This window comes from Streptomyces odontotermitis (genome assembly GCF_050510915.1).
Lineage (GTDB): Bacteria > Actinomycetota > Actinomycetes > Streptomycetales > Streptomycetaceae > Streptomyces.
Window position 1 is genome coordinate 147,379 of the sequence record NZ_JBNJLS010000011.1, and the last position, 17,737, is coordinate 165,115.

A 17,737-nucleotide genomic window follows, 5' to 3' on the forward strand; every position below is an offset into this window, starting at 1 on the left:
GTTCATGAACGCGATATGGCAGTCCCATTGCAGCGCAGCCCACCCTCTTGAGCCCGCCCATGCCCACGTCTAGGTTCAAGGAGTCGAGCAAGAGCTTGGCCGTGTGCCCGAGTGGCTTAGGGATTCGCCTGCAAAGCGAAGCACACCGGTTCGATTCCGGTCACGGCCTCGAGAGGCGCGAGGGCGGTCCCGCCAGGGGCCGCCCTTCGTCGTTCAGAGCGCGGCCTCGTCCAAGCGGGACAGGATCGCGTCCACCGTCTCCCCGACCGACAGGCCAGACGTGTCCAGCCACAACCCCACCCGCGGCGTCGTCGCACGGAAGCCCTCGTCCAGGGCCGCCACCGTCCAGTCCCCGTACCCCGTCTTGCCCCGGCCCGCCTCACGCGCCGCCACCGCGTCCACGCTCGGGGCGAGCACCGCCACGTACAGCGGACGGGTACGGATCGACTCCACGTACGTCTTCAACTCCTCGCCCAGGATCACGTCCTGGACGATCGCCGTGAAGCCCGCCTCCGCGTACGCGTCCGCCGTCGACGCCGACAGGCCGTAGCGGAGCCGGAGTTGGGACTCCGCCTCGGGTCCGGCGCCGGGCTCGTACTCCTCGCGGCCCGACACGATCATGCGGCGGAAGACGTCGCCGCGGACGTGGGCCGCCCGCGGCAGGCGTTCCGCGAGGGCCTGCGCCACCGTGGACTTGCCCGCCGCCATGATGCCGGTGATCACGACGACCGTGCCGGGCTCCAAGGAAGTCCCCGAGGACGTCACGACGTGCTCGCCGCCACCGCGGCCTGCGGACGGATCGGCAGACGCCCCACCGGGCGGCCCGTCGCCGCACGGACCGCCGAGGCGATCGCCGCGGGGGACGTCACCACCGGGACCGCGCTCGCCGCCTTCGCGCCGAAGGGAGCCACCACGTCCCGCTCCTCCACCAGCTTCACGATGCGGATGTCGGGGGCGTCCAGGGCCGTCGGGAGCGCGTAGCCCGTCAGGTCGGGGTGGCGGACCAGGCCCCGGGGCGTCCTCAAATTCTCCGTGAGCGCCGCGCCCACGCCCTGTGTGACGCCCGCTTCGATACGGGCCCTGAGCTGGGCGGGGTTGAGGATGCGGCCCACGTCCTGGGCCACCGCTAGCTCCACCACCCGGATCGAGCCGATCTCGATGTCCACGTCCACCACCGCGCGGATCGCGCAGAACGCCATCCCCACGAAGGCGTCGCCCTGGCCCGATTCGTCCAGGGGCTCGGTGGGGTGCGGGCGGCACTGGGCCGTGGCCCACAACTCCTTGCCGTCCATCGCCTCCGTCACCGTCGTCGACAGCACACCGTCGTACGACGTGATCTTGCCGTCCGTGATCTGGAGCAGCTCCGTGGACATGCCGAACTTGTGCGCCAGGGGCTGGAGGAGCTGGGTGCGGACCATCTTCGCCGCCCGCTCCACCGCACCCGCCGACACCCACGTGTGCCGGCCGTGGCAGCTCGCACCCGCGGGCGGCTGGTCCGTGGTCACCGGGGCGACCCGGACCTCCTCGATGCCGAGGGTCTCCTGGACGATCTGGCGGGCGAGGGTCGCGAAGCCCTGGCCCGTCTCGACCGCCGCGCAGATCACCGTGGCCACGCCGTCCTGGACCTTGACCGTCGCCGTGGAGACCTCGTCCGCGCCCTCCGCGCCCAGGAGTTGGACCATGCCGAGGCCGTAGCCGACGCCCCGCCGCACCGCCGCCGGATCGCCCGCGCCTTCGGGGCCTCCGGGCAGCAGCCAGTCCTCCTCGGGGGTGTCCTTCGGGAGCGACGGGAGAGGGAAGTCCCTTACCGCGGCGAGGAGTTCGGCCACCGGAGCCGGGCACGTCACCGTCTGGCCCGTCGGCAGGATGTCGCCCGTCGCCATCGCGTTGCGCAGGCGCAGCTCGGCCGGGTCGAGGTCCAGCTTCCGTGCCAGCTTGTCCATTTGGGCCTCGTACGCCGCGCACACCTGCATCGCGCCCTCGCCTCGGACGTGGCCCGACGGCGGGTTGTTGGTGCGCACCGCCCAGCCCTCGATGAAGGCGTTCGGGACGACGTACGGGCCGCAGGCGAAGGAGACCGCCGCCGCGAGCGCGTCCGCCGACGAGTCCGCGTAGGCGCCGGCGTCCAGGAGGATCTGCGCCTCCACCTTCACCAACTTGCCCTCCGCGTCCGCGTGGTGGCGGTAGCGGAGCAGCGTCGGATGGCGGTGGGCGTGGCCGAGGAAGGACTCCTCGCGGGTCGCCGTGAGCTTCACCGGGCAGCCCGTGCGCAGGGCCAGCAGGCCCAGGGGAATCTGGAAGCTCGCGTCCTCGCGGTCCGCGCTCGCGCCGGGCACGCCCGTGACGACGATCTTCACGCGGTCCGGCTCCAGGCCGTAGCAGGCCGCCGCCCGGTCACGGTCCGCGTGCGGGTCGGTGGAGGCCGTGTACAGCTCCACGCCGCCGTCCGGACGCGGCACCGCGAGCCCCGCCTCCGCCCCGATGGGCGCCGGGTCCTGGCGCCCGATGCGGTAGAGGCCCTCGACGACGACCTCGCCGGCGGCGTCGGCGTCGCCGTGGCGCAGCGGGATGTGGCGGATCAAGTTGCCGTCGGGGTGCAGGGGTTCGGCGGCGAAGGACTGCTCCGGGTCGGTGACCGGCTCAAGGATCTCGTAGTCGACGACGATCGCGGCCGCCGCCATGCGCGCGGTGTCCGGGTGGTCGGCGGCGACCGCGGCGATGGGCTCGCCGTGGTGCCGTACGACGTCGGACGCGAAGACCGGACGGTCCGGCCGCCCCGCGACCCCGCCGACGCCCCGCCCGAGCAGCGCAGAGCCCGGCACGTCCTCGTGCGTCACGACCGCCTGCACGCCCGGCATCTCCTGCGCCTGCGTGATGTCGATCCCCGTGATGCGCGCGTGCGGATACGGGGAGCGCAGCACCGCCGCCCACAGCAGGCCCTCCGCCCACAGGTCCGAGGCGTACGGGAAGGTGCCCTCCGTCTTGGCCCGGACGTCCGTCGCGGGCAGCGAGGCGCCGATGCCGTGCGGCAGCGGCTCGGCGCCGCCGGACGGCGACCCGGCCGCGGCCGTCTCGTCGGTCGCGGTGGCGGCTTCGTTGCTCACGCCCGGCCTCCGTCCTGGTCGTGCGAGTCGTGCGCGTCGTGCGCGTCGTACGAGCCGCCGTACGGCGGGGTGCCGTGGGGCGGAGTGCCGCCGTGGAGCGGGGTGCCGTAAGGCGGAGTGCCGTGCGGAGGAGTCGCGTACGGAGGAGTCGCGTGCGGAGGAATCCCGTAACTGCCGTCGTGGGCAGCCGGGTTGACGCCGCCCGCGCCGGGGCCCGCCTGGTGCGGGATGCGGGCCTCGGCGTCGTCCGCCGTGTCCTGACCCGGCCCCTGCCCGTGCCCCTGCCCGTGCCCCTGCCCCTGCCCCTGCTGCGTGTGCGAGGGCTCCGCGGCCGCCGCGGACGCCCCGCGCTCGGCGACGACCTCCTGCACGGCGTCGAGCACGCCCCGGTAGCCGGAGCAGCGGCAGAGGTTGCCGCACAGCGCGCGGCGGGTCTCCAGCTCGCTCGGGGCGGGGTTGCCCTCCAGGAGGTCGTGGAGCGTCATGGCCATGCCCGGTACGCAGAAGCCGCACTGCACGGCGCCGCAGTCGGCGAGCGCCCGCTGCACATCGGAGGGCTGCCCGTCGACGGCCAGGCCCTCGACGGTGCGCACCTCGCTGCCCGCCGCAGTGGCCGCGGGGACGAGACAGGACGCCACGAGCCGCCCGTCCACCTGGACGTTGCACGCCCCGCACTCGCCCTGCGAACAGCCGTCCTTGGCACCCGCGAGCCCGAGGCGCTCCCGCAGGACATAGAGCAGGGACTCGCCGATCCAGGCGTCGGTGACGGGGCGGTCGGTGCCGTTGACGCGCAGGACGTAGGAGACGAGGGGGTGTTCGTCGTGGAGGGGGGCGGAGGTGGCGGTGACCGCTTCGGGGGCGGGCTCGGGGTCGCTCTCGGCCTCTGCCTCTGCCTCGGGCGCGGTCTCGGCTTCGGGGGCCGCCTCGGCCACGGCCTCGACCTCGGCCACGGCCTCCGGCTCGGGTTCCGGTGCGGGCTCGGGCTCCGGGGCGAGTTCAGGCTCCGGGGCGAGTTCGGCCACGGGGTCGGTGGCGGGCTCCTCGGCCAGCGCCTCTTCCGCGACCGGCTCGACGGCGGGCTCGAACACGGGCTCCGGCTCGGCCGCGACGGGCTCCGGCTGAGGCACGGGGACGGGCTCGGGCTCGGGCTCGGCCGCGACCGGCTCGGGCTGCGGCTCCGCGTACGGAAGCGGCTCCAGCTGCTGCGGTTCCGGCTGCTGGAACCCGGGCTGCGACTGCTGCTGCAGCTCCGGCTGCGGCTGCGGCTGCGTCGACCACGGCGCACCCGCCCCGGCCCCCGTCGCCCACGGCGCCGTCGCACCGCCGGGGAGGGTCGGGGGCGAGCCGTACTGCGCGGCCAGGGCCGAGGTCGTGAACTCGCCCGATTCGTCCGGGAGATCACCTTCGGCGACCGGGATGGACCACTGCCCGGTGACGTTGGCGTGCACATCTCCGCCCACACCGGCGCCCGCACCGGACGCGTCCGTCTGCTCGGCGAAGCTCCACTGCCCGGTGGCATGCGGATCATGCGGGTCGTACCCCTGCCCCGGACCCTGTCCCTGCCCCTGCCCAGGAGCGGCCGCACTCTGCGCGCCCGCCTCCGGCCACGCCACCGCCTCGGGCTGTACGGGCTGCTGCTGCGGCGCGACCGGAGCGGGCGCGGCCGGAGCCGCTGCGCCCGGCGCGGCCATGCCCGTCACCTCGGGCGGCAGCACCCACACCCCGGTCGCCGCCGGGTCGGTGGCGTCCGCGGTGGTGGGGGTGACCTTTATCTGCGGCGGGACATAGCCGTGGCCCGGCGCGGCCAGCGGGACGTCGTCCGTGAGGCCCTCGGGCAGCTGCACGAACGCCGTCGCGTCCGCGTCGTACTCGCCCTGCGGGATCGGCTCCCAGCCGTCGCTGTGCTGCGCGCCGTGCTGCTGCGCGCCGTTCCTCTGCTCGTCGCTCACGACAGCGCCCTCGCCAGTGCTCGTCGGGCCAGCGCGGCGACGGTGCGCCGCAGATGCAGTACGGCGGGCGGCAGCTGCTGCGCCGAGCCGTCCGCCGCGGGGGCCAGGTCGGGGACGCACGCCGCGGCGACGTACTCGCCGAAGGCCGTGAGGCCCTCGGGCGCGATCCCGCGATCGCCGTCCCAGTCGATCAGCGAAGCGACCCACTGCTCGGCCTCCAGGGGCCGCAGCGGCATCGGCGCTATGGCGCCGACCGCGCACCGCACCCCGCGCCGGGCCGGGTCGAGGACGAGCGCGACGGACGCCGTCGCGCGCCCGGGACCGGTGCGTCCCGTCGCCTTCAGGAAGACCTGCGGGGCGTGCAGCAGCGGCACCCGTACGAAGCCGATGAGCTCTCCGGGGCGGAGCATGTCCATGCCGGTGAGCAGGTGCGAGACGGGGATCTCGCGGCGGGCGCCGCCGGGGCCCGCGATGATCAACTGGGCTTCCAGGGCGGCCAGGACGGGCAGCGCGTCGCCGGTCGGCGAGGCCGAGGCGATGTTGCCGCCGAGCGTCCCGGCGTTGCGGATCTGGGGTGGTCCGGCGGCGCGCGCGGCGGCGGCGAGCGCCGGGATCAGGGCGGCGAAGTCGGGGCGGCCCATGCGCGCGTGCGTGAGTCCGGCGCCGAGCAGCGCGTGACCGTCCTGGTACTGCCAGCCGCGGATCTCGCTGATCCGGCCGAGGCCGACGAGGGCGGCCGGGCGCAGCTGCCCGGAGTTGACCGCGGCCATCAGGTCGGTGCCGCCCGCGACGGGCACGGCGGCGGGCATGGCGGTGAGCGCCGCCACGGCCTCGTCGAGCGTGGCGGGCAGCTTCACGGGCTGCGCTGTCCCCGCCACCTGCGGTGCGTGCGTGGTCAAAACCGGCTGCCCCTTCCCGATGCCCGGCGGTTCCGCCGCTCTCACCGTTACGCCTGTTCCGCCGTACGGTACGTGCTCAAGGGCCGGACGTGGCAACTCTGGCACATTCTCCCCGGCCCCCGACGAGGGGGTCCGCTAGGAGGCATTGATCCGCAGACCAGGGGGATGTGCCGGTTTGGCACGCCCTCACCGCTCGGCGGGAATTGCCCCTCTCCGGTGATCCTTGTACGGCCGGGGCACGATCCACCGGATCCGCCCCGGCCCGACGGCCCACCGTCCCAGGGCGGGCCGCCACAAGCACGGGCGGGGCGGCACACCTCACACGTTCGGAGGCGCCCCGTCGATCGGGCGTCCGAGCACACCGGGGCGCCGCTGCCAGGGCAACGGGCCGCCCGGTGGCCGGTAATCGACCCCCAGCGCGTCAAGTCGCCCGTAGTGGGCGGCCATCCGCCGCTCGAAGTCCGCGAAGTCGCGGTCGGCGGACGGGGGCAGGGCGCTCCACGCGACCTCCGAGAAGGCCACGAGGCGCGGGAACACCTGGTAGTCCACGCGGCCCTGGTGCTCCATCACCTCGGTCCACACATTGGCCTGGGTGCCGAGGACGCGGCGGGCCTCGTCCTCGGTGAGCTGCGGCGGCACCGGCTCGAAGCGGTAGACGTCCGCCAGCGTGCGCACGTATCCGATGGGCACCGGCTCGTCGGGGCCGCCGTGCTGCCGGTGGTCCAAGTACACCTGCTGCTCGGGGCACATGACGACGTCGTGCCCGGCCTTGGCGGCGGCGATCCCGCCCGCGTAGCCGCGCCAGGACGACACCGTCGCGCCCTCGGCGAGCCCGCCCTCCAGGATCTCGTCCCAGCCGATGAGCCGCCGCCCGCGCGCGCTGAGCCATGCGTCGAAGTGCCGGATGAACCAGCTCTGCAGCCCGTTCTCGTCGCCGACCCCCAGCTCCTTGATGCGGGCCTGGGCGAGCGGCGACTGCCGCCACTGGTCCTTGGGGCACTCGTCGCCGCCCATGTGGATGAACGTCGACGGGAAGAGGTCGAGGACCTCCTCCAACACTCCCTCGTAGAAGCGCAGTACGTCCTCGGTCGGGGCCAGCACGTTCGGGTCGACGCCCCAGGTGTCCCAGACGCCGAGCCGCTCCGTGTCGACGACGTCGCGGTTGCCGAGCTCGGGGTAGGCGGCGATGGCGGCCTGCGAGTGGCCGGGGATGTCGATCTCGGGGACGACGGCGATGTGCCGGGCGTGGGCGTACGCGACGATCTCGCGGATGTCGTCCTGGGTGTAGTAGCCGCCGTGCGGCGTCTCGCTCCACAACTCGGAGGCGCGGTGCCCCCACTTGGTGCGCGGCCGCCAGGAGCCGACCTCGGTGAGCTTCGGGTAGCGCTTGATCTCGATGCGCCAGCCCTGGTCGTCGGTGAGGTGGAAGTGGAAGACGTTCAGCTTGTGCGCGGCCAGCAGGTCGAGATAGCGGAACACGCCCTCCTTGGGCATGAAGTGGCGCGCGACGTCGAGCATCATGCCGCGCCAGCGGAAGCGGGGTTCGTCCTCGACGACGCCGCCCGGCACCACCGGGCTTGCCCCGGGCCGCAGTTGGGCCCGCCTGAAGGCGTCGGGGCCGAGCAGCTGGCGCAGCGTCTGGGCGCCCCAGAAGACGCCGGGAGCGGCGCCGCCGCGGATCTCGACGCCGTTCGCGTCCGCGGTGAGCCGGTACGCCTCGGGGGCGAGGCCCTCGTCCAGGCGCAGGGAGACCGCGTTGCCCGCGCCCTCCGCGCCCGGCGCCAGCGGCAGCCCGAGCGCCGCGCCGAGCGTCGAGCGCAGCCAGCGCTCCGCCGACTCCGTGCCGGGCGCCGCCCACAGCACGGTCGACTCGTCCAGGGTGAAGCCTTCGCCGTGCGACTCCTCGACGCGTGCGGGCGCCGGGATCAGGTCCTCAAAGGTCATGCGGCTGAGGCTGCCATGCCGACGCACAGCGCAAAAGGGGCGTTGCGGACCACGCAACGCGGGCCGCGCGCGGCGGCGGTGGCGGTGGCGGTGCGGGCCGCGGCGCGGGCGACGAGCGCCACCAAGGCCCCCGAAGAGCGTGACCACGCACTTCGGGGGCCTTACGGACGACCGGCGGTGACGGCGAGCGAGATCCAGCCGCCCCGCGCGAGCGAACCCGCTACTTCTTGCCGCCGTCCTTGCCGCCCTTGTCCTTGTCCCCGCCGGCGCCCATGGACTCGTAGATCTCCTTGCACATGGGGCAGACGGGATACTTCTTCGGGTCGCGGCCGGGCACCCACACCTTGCCGCAGAGCGCGACGACGGGCGTACCGTCCAGCGCGCTCGCCATGATCTTGTCCTTCTGGACGTAGTGCGCGTAGCGCTCGTGGTCGCCGTCGCCGTGCGACACCTGTGGCGTCGGCTCTACGAGGGTCCCCGTACCTGCCCCGCGCTCGGGCTCTGGCTCAAGAGTGCTCATAAGTGCCAAGGGTACTCACGCCCGCCGCGTCCCGGCAGCGACCGTCCCGCCGTGCCCGCCGGACCGCCACGGCGAGGTGCAGCACGAGCCCCGCCCCCGCCACCGCGGCCGCCGCCCACGGCAGCCGCTCCGGCGCGAGCCCCGCCGACAGGGCGAGCCCGGCCGCGCCCGAGCCGACCGCGCTGCCGAGGTAGAGCGCGGAGTTGTTCAGGGCGAGGGCGACGGTGCCCCGTTCGGCGCGCAGGGCCAGGAGCCGGTGCTGCTGCGGCACTTGGAAGGCCCACCCGGCGGCACCCCACACCACCAGGGCGGGGAAGGCGGCGGCGCCGAGCAGCGGCAGGGAGCCCTCGGACACGACGAGGACCACCAGGAGGGCCGTCACGAGGGTGAGGACCTTGCCCGTACGGTCGACCAGCGGCCCGGCCAGGACGCTGCCGAGCACCCCGCCGATGCCCCAGGCCCACAGGTACGGGGCCACGCCGTGCTCGCTCACCCCGCCCGAGGCGGCGAGGACGGGCGCCAGGTACGTGTACAGGCCGAGGCTCGCGACGGCCCCCAGGAAGGAGACGCCGACGATCGGCAGGACCGCCCGGTCCGTGACGGCCGCGAGCCGCGCCCGCACCGGGACCGGCGGATCGGCCGGCACCTCGGGCAGCCCGGCGGCCAGCCCCACGAGGGCGACCAGGCCGAGCCCCGTCACCACCCACATCGTGGCCCGCCACCCGGTCTGCTCGGCGAGCAGCACCCCGAGCGGGACACCGAGCACCGTGCCCGTGCTCATGCCGCCCATCACCAGGGCGAGCGCCCGCCCGCGCCGCTCCCCCGGCGCGAGGGCCGCGGCCGTCGCCGTGGACAGGGCCGAGTAGACCCCGGCCCCCGCCCCCGCGACGACGCGCGCCCCGAGCAGCACGCCCACGTTCGGGGCCAGCGCGGTCAGGGCGTTGCCGAGCGCGAAGACGGCGAGGGCCGCCATGAGCAGCGCCCGGGGGCGCACGCCCGACATGAGCCCGGCGACGAGCGGCGCGCTCACCGCGTACGCGAGCGTGAAGACGGTGACCATCTGCCCGGCCAGCGACACCGTCGTGCCCAGGTCGTCCGCGACGGCGGGCAGCAGGCCCGCCATCACATAGGCATCGAGCCCCAGCGTGAAGGCCCCCAGCATCAGCAGCCAGATCTTGCGCACAGCCCTGTCATCTCCCCTGTTCCGGTCCCCTGCTCCGACGTGATCGGCTGGGACCGTAGGCAGCCGGAACGGCGCCGGGGAAATGTCTGACCAGGTGATTCATGTTGAGGGGGCATGGATCGAGAGAACGTGGAGCTGCGTCATCTGCGCGGCTTCCTGGCCGTCGCCGACGAGCTGAGCTTCACGCATGCCGCCGCCGCCCTCCGGATGGGCCAGCCCGTGCTCACCCGCACCGTCCGCGCGCTCGAGGAGGCGCTCGGGACCCGGCTCCTGGAGCGCACCACCCGGCGTGTCGAACTCACCGACGCCGGACGGCAGTTGTACGCGGAGGTGGCGCCGCTGCTGTCCCGCCTGGACGCCGCGTTGCGCGCCCCGGCCGCCGAACCCCCGCTGCTGCGGCTCGGCTTCACCTCGCTCCTGCCGGACACCGTCCCCGCGCTGGTGACGGCCTTCAAGGAGGCGACCGGTGCGCGCGTGCGCCTGGTGCGCCGCGACTGCGCGCTCGCGGGCCTGGCGGCGGGCGCCTGCGACCTCGCGGCCGTCCGCGGCGACCTGCCGCCCGACGCGGCGGTGCGCACCGTCGCGCTGCCCAGCGAGCCCCGCGTGGCCGTCGTCGCCCGGGGCAGCACCCTGCTCGCGGGCCGCCGCGTCGTGGACTGGGCGGAGCTGGCCGGGCTCCCGCTGGTCGTGAACACGGTCGCCGGGACCACCCGCCCCGAGCTGTGGCCGAGCCCGCTGCGCCCCCGCATCGCCTGCACCGCCGACAACGTCGAGGAGTGGCTGGAGTCGGTGGCCGCCGACCACGGCGTGGGCGTCGCACCGGAGCCGGTGGCCCGCCGTCACCGGCACCCGGGCCTGCGTCGCGTACGCCTGAAGAACGCGCCGCCGGTCCCGGTGCACCTGGCGGTCCCGGCCCGCGACCCGCACCCGCTGGCCGAGCGCTGCCTCCAACTACTGGCGGAGCGGAGCTAGTTCATCGAGGGGTCGTCGGGATACGTGGCCACCATCGCGAGCTCGCTGCGCTGGCGCCGCAGGACCGCGCGCCACAGCCGCTCGGGATCCGGTGCCGAGACGTCGCCGGGCTCGGACTCGACCACGTACCAGGCGCCCTCGGTCAGCTCGTCCTCCAGCTGGCCGGGCCCCCAGCCCGCGTACCCGGCGAAGATCCGCAGGCTGCCGAGCGTCGCGGCGAGCAGCTCCGGCGGGGCCTCCAGGTCGACGAGGCCGATGGAGCCGTGGATGCGGCGCCAGCCAATGGGGTCTCCCCTGTTCGAGCTCGGTCGGGAACTCGGGGAAGGGTCGGCGCCCGGGACCACGGCCACGCCCAGGGCCGAGTCCAGCGACACCGGCCCGCCCTGGAAGACCACCCCGGGCGCTCCGGTCAGCTCGCTCCAGCCCTCCAGGATGTCGGCGACGTCCACCGGCGTCGGCCGGTTGAGGACCACGCCGAGCGAGCCCTCCTCGTCGTGGTCGAGAAGCAGCACCACCGCGCGGTCGAAGTTCGGGTCCGACAGGGCCGGTGTGGCCACGAGCAACCGCCCTGTGAGCGAGGACACCTCGGTCATGCCAGACATGATCCCGCATCTTCGCCCTCTGCGGGGAGCCAATGCCGGTACGTGAGCGAATGCAGCTCAGGGCGTTCGGAGGCACTCCCGGCGCACGCCGGATCCCGTGACCCAGAGCGTCCGCATACGTACGTTTCGTGTTGTCGCGAACTCATGACATGTTCCCTGCGTCCTTGCCCTTACGGAGAGGGGGTACGCGGCCATTACGCTTGCCCCTTGGCCCACCTGTCCACCTCATCGGAACGCGAGATTCATGACCGTCACCGACGATGTACTGCTTGTCCACGGCGGAACCCCGCTGGAGGGCGAGATCCGTGTCCGCGGCGCGAAGAACCTCGTGCCCAAGGCCATGGTCGCCGCGCTCCTCGGCAGCGCGCCGAGCCGGCTGCGCAATGTCCCGGACATCCGCGACGTCCGCGTCGTACGCGGCCTCCTGCAGCTGCACGGCGTGACGGTCCGCCCCGGTGAGGAGCCGGGCGAGCTCGTCATGGACCCCTCGCACGTGGAGAGCGCGAACGTCGCGGACATCGACGCCCACGCGGGCTCGTCGCGCATCCCGATCCTCTTCTGCGGACCGCTGCTGCACCGCCTCGGGCACGCCTTCATCCCCGGCCTCGGCGGCTGCGACATCGGCGGCCGCCCGATCGACTTCCACTTCGAGGTGCTCCGCCAGTTCGGCGCGACCATCGAGAAGCGCGCCGACGGCCAGTACCTGGAGGCCCCGCAGCGCCTGCGCGGCACCAAGATCCGCCTGCCGTACCCGTCCGTGGGCGCCACCGAGCAGGTCCTGCTGACGGCGGTCCTCGCCGAAGGCGTGACGGAACTCTCGAACGCGGCGGTGGAGCCGGAGATCGAGGACCTGATCTGCGTCCTGCAGAAAATGGGCGCGATCATCGCCATGGACACCGACCGGACCATACGGATCACCGGTGTCGACAGCCTGGGCGGCTACAACCACCACGCGCTCTCGGACCGCCTCGAAGCGGCGTCCTGGGCGTCGGCGGCGCTGGCCACCGAGGGCAACATCTACGTCCGCGGCGCCCAGCAGCGCTCGATGATGACGTTCCTGAACACCTACCGGAAGGTCGGCGGCGCCTTCGAGATCGACGACGAGGGCATCCGCTTCTGGCACCCGGGCGGCTCCCTCAACGCGATCGCCCTGGAGACGGACGTCCACCCCGGTTTCCAGACCGACTGGCAGCAGCCCCTGGTCGTCGCCCTGACGCAGGCCGCGGGCCTCTCCATCGTCCACGAGACGGTCTACGAGTCCCGCCTGGGCTTCACCTCCGCGCTCAACCAGATGGGCGCGCACATCCAGCTCTACCGCGAGTGCCTGGGCGGCTCGGACTGCCGCTTCGGGCAGCGCAACTTCCTGCACTCCGCGGTCGTGAGCGGCCCCACGAAGCTCCAGGGCGCCGACCTGGTCATCCCGGACCTCCGGGGCGGCTTCTCGTACCTCATCGCGGCCCTCGCGGCGCAGGGCACGTCCCGCGTCCACGGCATCGACCTGATCAACCGCGGCTACGAGAACTTCATGGAGAAGCTCCAGGAGCTGGGCGCGAAGGTCGAGCTCCCGGGCAAGGCCCCGCTCGGCTAGCGCACCGCCCACAGGCACGCGAAGGGGCGGCCACCCGAACCGGGTGGCCGCCCCTTCTGGCTGCTCGGGGCTTACTTGCCCTTCGCGGCCTCCTTCAGCTTCGAACCGGCCGAAACCTTGACGCTGTAGCCAGCCGGGATGTTGATCGGCTCGCCGGTCTGCGGGTTGCGGGCGGTGCGAGCGGCACGGTGGGTGCGCTCGAAGGTCAGGAAGCCGGGGATGGTGACCTTCTCGTCGCCCTTGGAGACGATGTCCCCGACGGTCTCGGCGAGCGCGGCCAGCACAGCGTCGGCGTCCTTGCGGGTCACCTCGGCGCGGTCGGCCAGCGCGGCCACCAGCTCACTGCGGTTCATGTTTGTACTCCCGTGTTCTTCTTGCCGTTGAGGCGTGCCACGCGGCGGAGCCGCATGTTGGGCAACAGCGCAACCGATGCTGCCAGGGTCTCGGTCGGTCCCCGGACCCGGGTCCGTCGTCAGACCCTCGCGCCCGAAGACGCATCCTGCCCCCACCAGCGGCGGGAAAGCCAATCCGGCACCCCTGGGAGTCACACGAAAAGCGCCACTGCCTCGAAATGGTGACGCTCCGTCGACTCTCGGCGGCGGACCGCAGGGTCTGAAGGCGGTCCGGCCTGAGTGCTGCCGGGTCCTGAAGACTTGCGTGCCCGCCACCCTAGAGGGCCGCCGGGGACGGCGCGTTCCGCGACGCGCCGTGGCTCAGGCCGTGGCGCCTGTCACAGCGCCGCCCTGGGAGCCGCCCGCGGCGGCGCCCGCGGCCTTCGCGGCGCCTCGCACCGCACCGGCCACCGCGCCCGCGACCTTGTCGTTGAAGACGCTCGGGATGATGTAGTTCGGGTTCAGCTCGTCCTCGGCGACGACGTCGGCCAGGGCGCCCGCCGCGGCCAGCATCATCTCGGTGTTGACCGTGCGCGACTGGGCGTCGAGCAGGCCGCGGAAGACACCCGGGAAGACCAGGACGTTGTTGATCTGGTTGGGGAAGTCCGAGCGGCCTGTGGCCACAACTGCCGCCGTCTGGCGGGCGATTGCGGGGTCGACCTCGGGGTCCGGGTTCGCGAGCGCGAAGACGATGGCGCCGTCGGCCATGGCCGCGACGTCGTCCCCGTTCAGCACGTTCGGAGCCGAGACGCCGATGAAGACGTCCGCGCCGACGACCGCTTCCTTGAGGGTGCCGGTGAGGCCCTCGGGGTTGGTGTTGTCGGCGATCCAGCGCAGCGGCGAGTCCGCGTCGGCGCCCACGAGGTCCTCGCGGTCGGCGTGCACGACGCCGTGGATGTCGGCCACGACCGCGTTCTTGACGCCCGCCGCGAGGAGCAGCTTGAGGATGGCCGTACCGGCCGCGCCGGCGCCGGACATGACGACGCGCACGTCGCCGATTCCCTTGCCCACCACGCGCAGCGCGTTGGTCAGGGCGGCGAGCACGACGATCGCGGTGCCGTGCTGGTCGTCGTGGAAGACGGGGATGTCGAGGGCCTCGCGCAGCCGGGCCTCGATCTCGAAGCAGCGGGGCGCGGAGATGTCCTCGAGGTTGATGCCCGCGAAGCCGGGGGCGATGGCCTTGACGATCTCGACGATGGCGTCGGTGTCCTGGGTGTCCAGGCAGATCGGCCAGGCGTCGATGTCGGCGAAGCGCTTGAAGAGCGCCGCCTTGCCCTCCATGACCGGCATGGCGGCCATCGGGCCGATGTTGCCGAGACCGAGAACGGCCGATCCGTCCGTTACGACCGCAACGGTGTTGCGCTTGATGGTCAGGCGCCGGGCGTCCTCGGGGTTCTCGGCGATCGCCATGCAGACGCGGGCCACACCCGGCGTGTAGACCATGGAGAGGTCGTCACGGTTGCGGATGGGGTGCTTGGACTGCATCTCGATCTTGCCGCCGAGGTGCATCAGGAACGTACGGTCGGAGACCTTGCCGAGGGTGACGCCCTCGATGGTGCGCAGCTCGGCGACGATCTCGTCGGCGTGCGCGGTGGAGGTGGCCGCGATCGTGACGTCGATGCGCAGCTTCTCGTGACCGGATGCCGTGACGTCGAGGCCGGTGACCGAGCCTCCGGAGGACTCGACGGCCGTGGTGAGCTGCGAGACCGCGGTTCCGCTCGCGGGCACCTCCAGCCTGACCGTCATCGAGTAGGAGACGCTGGGCGCCGTTGCCATGGCGGGCTTCCTCTGCTTTCACCTTGTGTCGCTGATACGCACCGATAGTCGCACCTACCTCTGAGTACGTGGTAGCTGGACCGGATTGCGATCGTTGAGTTCATGCGCTTTCGGAAAACGACTTCCACCATACGAGAAGCACGCCGAAACGGAAAGAGGTTCACGATGAAACGAAGAGAGGTCCACGTCACCAGGTGACGTGGACCTCTCTCGTACTTCTATGACACCGACCCGCCATGCTCGCCTCGCGGCAAGTGGTCGCTCGTAGCGACGAAGGTTGGGCCCGGGGGCTTGGATCGAGCCGGTGCCACATCCAAGGTAACAAACGATCCCCGTAAGGCAATTCCCGTCCCGGAAGACAGTTGTACGTGCCTTCCGGATCGGCCGCGTTCAGTCCCTGAGCAGGTCCGGGACCCCGGCCGCGTCCGGCTCGTCGCGCTCGCCCGACAGGACCGTCAGCTGCTGCGTGGCCCGGGTCAGGGCGACGTACAGGACGCGCAGGCCCGCCGGGGACTCGTCGGCGATCTCCGCGGGCGAGACGACCACCGTCGCGTCGTACTCCAGGCCCTTGGCCTCCAGGCTGCCGAGCGCCACGACGCGTTCGCCGAGCCCGGCGAGCCAGCGGGCCGCCTGCTCGCGGCGGTTCATCGCCACGACGACGCCGACGGTGCCGTCCACCTGGCCGAGCAGCCGGGCCGCCTCGTCCCGCACGGACTGGCCGAGGTCCTTGTCCCGTACTGTCGCGAAGCGCGGCTCGATGCCCGTCGAGCGGACCGCCGAGGGCGACTCGGAACCCGGCATCGCGAGGGCCAGGACCTTCGCCGCGAGCTCCGCGATCTCGGCGGGGTTGCGGTAGTTGACGGTGAGCGTGAAGCGGCGCCGGGGGCGGGTGCCGAGGGCCTCGTCGCGGGCGGCGGCCGCCTCGTCCGGGTCGGACCAGGAGGACTGGGCCGGGTCGCCCACCACGGTCCACGTCGCGTGCCGGCCCCGGCGGCCGACCATGCGCCACTGCATGGGCGTGAGGTCCTGCGCCTCGTCGACGATGACGTGGGCGTACTCGGTGCGCTCCGCCGCGAGGCGCTCGGCGCGCTCGCGCTGCGACTCCTCGCGCTGCGGCATCAGTTCGTCGAGCCCGGTGAGCTGGTCCAGCGGGTCGAGCTCGCGCTTCTTCTTGGGGCGCGCGGGGGTGCCGAGGATGGAGTTCAGCTCGTCCAGGAGGGCGACGTCGTGCACCGAGAGGGCGTCGCGCTTCAGGGAGCGGGCGACCTTGCGGACCTCGCCGGGGTTGAGCACGCGGCGCGACCAGCGGCCGAGCCGCTTCTCGTCCGCCATCGCCGCCAGGACGCCGCGCGGGGTGAGCTCGGGCCACCACGCGTCGAGGAAGGCGATGAAGTCGTCCTCGGAGGTGATGTCCTCGTCGAAGGAGGAGCGCAGTTCGGCGGTGAGTTCGGGGTCGTTGTGGCGGGAGGCGGCGCCCGACCGGTCCCAGAGGGCGTCCAGGAGGAGCTTGCGCGCACGGGGGCGCAGCAGGTTCACCGGGGCGGTGCCGCTGAGCGCCGTACGGCGGATGCGGGCCAGGTCGTCGGCCTCCAGCTCCAGGCGGCGGCCGAACGCGACGACCCGGAGGCGGCTCGTCGACGGAGCTGAGGGCTCGTCACCGAAGGCCAGCTGCCCGTCGGGGGAAGCGGGAGCGGGAGCCGACGTCCCCTCCAGCGCGCCCCGCGCCGCCTTGCGCAGCACCTTCAGCATCCGCGACGAACCCTTGACGCGGGCGACCGCCGGGGAGTCGTAGACCGTGGCCTCCGCGCCGTCCACCAGCGAGCCGACCGCGCGGATCGCGACCTGGCCCTCCTCGCCCAGGGACGGCAGGACGCCCTCCGTGTAGGCCACCAGGAGCGGGGTCGGGGAGACGATGAGGATGCCGCCCGCGTACCGGCGGCGGTCCTGGTAGAGGAGGTAGGCCGCGCGGTGCAGGGCGACGGCGGTCTTGCCGGTGCCGGGGCCGCCCTCCACATACGTGACGGACGCGGCGGGGGCCCGGATCACCAGGTCCTGCTCCGCCTGGATGGACGCCACGATGTCCCGCATCGAGTGCGAGCGGGCCTGGCCGAGCGCGGCCATCAGGGCGCCGTCGCCGATGACGGGGAGCTCCTCGCCGTCCAGGAACGCGGTGAGTTCGGGGCGCATCAGGTCGTCCTCGACGCCGAGGACCTTGCGGCCCTTGGAGCGGATGACCCGGCGGCGGACCACCCGGCCGGGGTCGACCGGGGTGGAGCGGTAGAAGGGGGCGGCCGCGGGGGCGCGCCAGTCGATGACCAGGGGCGAGTAGTCGGCGTCCAGGACGCCGATACGGCCGATGTGGAGGGTCTCGGCGATGTCCGCCGTATTGTTCTCGCCCACCGCGTCCGCGGCCGGCTCGACGGAGGTGTAGGCGCCGTCCGGGCCCTTCTTGCCGTCCTTGCCGAGGAGCAGGTCGATGCGGCCGAAGAGGAAGTCCTCGAACTCGTTGTTGAGGCGGTTGAGGTGGACACCCGCGCGGAAGACCTGCGCGTCCCGCTCGGCGAGCGCGCCCGGCGTGCCGACCTGGGAGCGCTTGGCCGCGTCGTTCATCAGGAACTCCGCCTCGTGGATCTTCTCCTCGAGGCGGCGGTAGACCTGGTCGAGATGGTCCTGTTCGACGCTGATCTCGCGGTCGCGTACGTCGGCCACCGGGGCCCCTTTCCTGACGTGCTGCTGCCCCTGTTGAGCAGCCGTCTACCGTACGCGAAAGGGACCCCTCATGTGCACCTGTCTTGCGTGCGTGACTGC

Annotated in this window: 13 protein-coding genes and 1 tRNA gene; 3 read left to right on the plus strand and 11 right to left on the minus strand. The window is 73.1% G+C overall.

Annotation, left to right across the window (positions count from 1 at the left end; genetic code table 11):
• Nucleotides 1-97 precede the first annotated feature (97 nt).
• Nucleotides 98-169: transfer RNA gene (locus ACQB60_RS28040), tRNA-Cys, on the plus strand.
• Nucleotides 170-213: 44 nt separating this feature from the next.
• Here ACQB60_RS28040 and ACQB60_RS28045 read toward each other — a convergent pair.
• The 7 genes from ACQB60_RS28045 to ACQB60_RS28075 all read right to left on the minus strand — a co-directional run bounded on the left by ACQB60_RS28045 (nucleotide 214) and on the right by ACQB60_RS28075 (nucleotide 9,599).
• The gene (locus tag ACQB60_RS28045; protein WP_496928955.1) at nucleotides 214-708 is read right to left on the minus strand and encodes an AAA family ATPase; all 495 of its coding nucleotides are present in this window, start codon (nucleotides 706-708) and stop codon (nucleotides 214-216) included.
• Nucleotides 709-761: 53 nt separating this feature from the next.
• Nucleotides 762-3,104: a xanthine dehydrogenase family protein molybdopterin-binding subunit gene (locus ACQB60_RS28050; RefSeq protein WP_496928858.1), complete on the minus strand. Its 2,343-nt coding sequence runs from the start codon at nucleotides 3,102-3,104 to the stop codon at nucleotides 762-764.
• A complete protein-coding gene (locus ACQB60_RS28055; RefSeq protein WP_496928859.1) occupies nucleotides 3,101-5,053 on the minus strand; it encodes a (2Fe-2S)-binding protein in 1,953 nt (650 codons plus the stop codon). The genes ACQB60_RS28050 and ACQB60_RS28055 overlap by 4 nt, the downstream gene beginning before the upstream one ends.
• On the minus strand, nucleotides 5,050-5,952 hold the full coding sequence (locus ACQB60_RS28060; protein WP_496928860.1) for an FAD binding domain-containing protein: 903 nt from the start codon (nucleotides 5,950-5,952) through the stop codon (nucleotides 5,050-5,052). The genes ACQB60_RS28055 and ACQB60_RS28060 overlap by 4 nt, the downstream gene beginning before the upstream one ends.
• A 318-nt stretch (nucleotides 5,953-6,270) precedes the next feature.
• Complete coding sequence (locus ACQB60_RS28065; protein ID WP_496928861.1) at nucleotides 6,271-7,896, minus strand: beta-N-acetylhexosaminidase; 1,626 nt, start codon at nucleotides 7,894-7,896, stop codon at nucleotides 6,271-6,273.
• Between the two features lie 220 nt (nucleotides 7,897-8,116).
• The gene (locus ACQB60_RS28070; protein WP_037825937.1) at nucleotides 8,117-8,416 is read right to left on the minus strand and encodes a DUF3039 domain-containing protein; all 300 of its coding nucleotides are present in this window, start codon (nucleotides 8,414-8,416) and stop codon (nucleotides 8,117-8,119) included.
• Nucleotides 8,403-9,599: an MFS transporter gene (locus tag ACQB60_RS28075; RefSeq protein WP_496928862.1), complete on the minus strand. Its 1,197-nt coding sequence runs from the start codon at nucleotides 9,597-9,599 to the stop codon at nucleotides 8,403-8,405. The genes ACQB60_RS28070 and ACQB60_RS28075 overlap by 14 nt, the downstream gene beginning before the upstream one ends.
• A gap of 114 nt (nucleotides 9,600-9,713) precedes the next feature.
• Here ACQB60_RS28075 and ACQB60_RS28080 point away from each other — a divergent pair, with 114 nt between their 5' ends.
• Nucleotides 9,714-10,571 (plus strand): LysR family transcriptional regulator, encoded by an 858-nt coding sequence (locus ACQB60_RS28080; protein ID WP_496928863.1) that lies wholly within the window; start codon nucleotides 9,714-9,716, stop codon nucleotides 10,569-10,571.
• Here the strand turns inward: ACQB60_RS28080 and ACQB60_RS28085 are convergent.
• Entirely contained in the window at nucleotides 10,568-11,173 is a 606-nt protein-coding gene (locus ACQB60_RS28085) for a YqgE/AlgH family protein (protein WP_496928864.1), read from the minus strand. The two genes, ACQB60_RS28080 and ACQB60_RS28085, sit on opposite strands and share 4 nt — an antisense overlap.
• A 244-nt stretch (nucleotides 11,174-11,417) precedes the next feature.
• Here ACQB60_RS28085 and murA point away from each other — a divergent pair, with 244 nt between their 5' ends.
• Nucleotides 11,418-12,761, plus strand: a complete 1,344-nt coding sequence (gene murA, locus ACQB60_RS28090; protein WP_496928865.1) for a UDP-N-acetylglucosamine 1-carboxyvinyltransferase — start codon at nucleotides 11,418-11,420, stop codon at nucleotides 12,759-12,761.
• A 71-nt stretch (nucleotides 12,762-12,832) separates the two neighbouring features.
• On the opposite strand, the gene ACQB60_RS28095 is transcribed toward murA, so the two are convergent.
• The 3 genes from ACQB60_RS28095 to ACQB60_RS28105 form a co-directional block, all read right to left on the minus strand.
• Nucleotides 12,833-13,114 carry an HU family DNA-binding protein gene (locus tag ACQB60_RS28095; RefSeq protein WP_384839105.1) on the minus strand — a complete coding sequence of 94 codons (282 nt, stop codon included), beginning with the start codon at nucleotides 13,112-13,114 and terminating at the stop codon, nucleotides 12,833-12,835.
• A gap of 360 nt (nucleotides 13,115-13,474) precedes the next feature.
• Nucleotides 13,475-14,929, minus strand: a complete 1,455-nt coding sequence (locus ACQB60_RS28100) for an NAD-dependent malic enzyme (protein ID WP_496928866.1) — start codon at nucleotides 14,927-14,929, stop codon at nucleotides 13,475-13,477.
• A 390-nt stretch (nucleotides 14,930-15,319) separates the two neighbouring features.
• A complete protein-coding gene (locus tag ACQB60_RS28105; RefSeq protein ID WP_496928867.1) occupies nucleotides 15,320-17,638 on the minus strand; it encodes a HelD family protein in 2,319 nt (772 codons plus the stop codon).
• Nucleotides 17,639-17,737 lie beyond the last annotated feature (99 nt).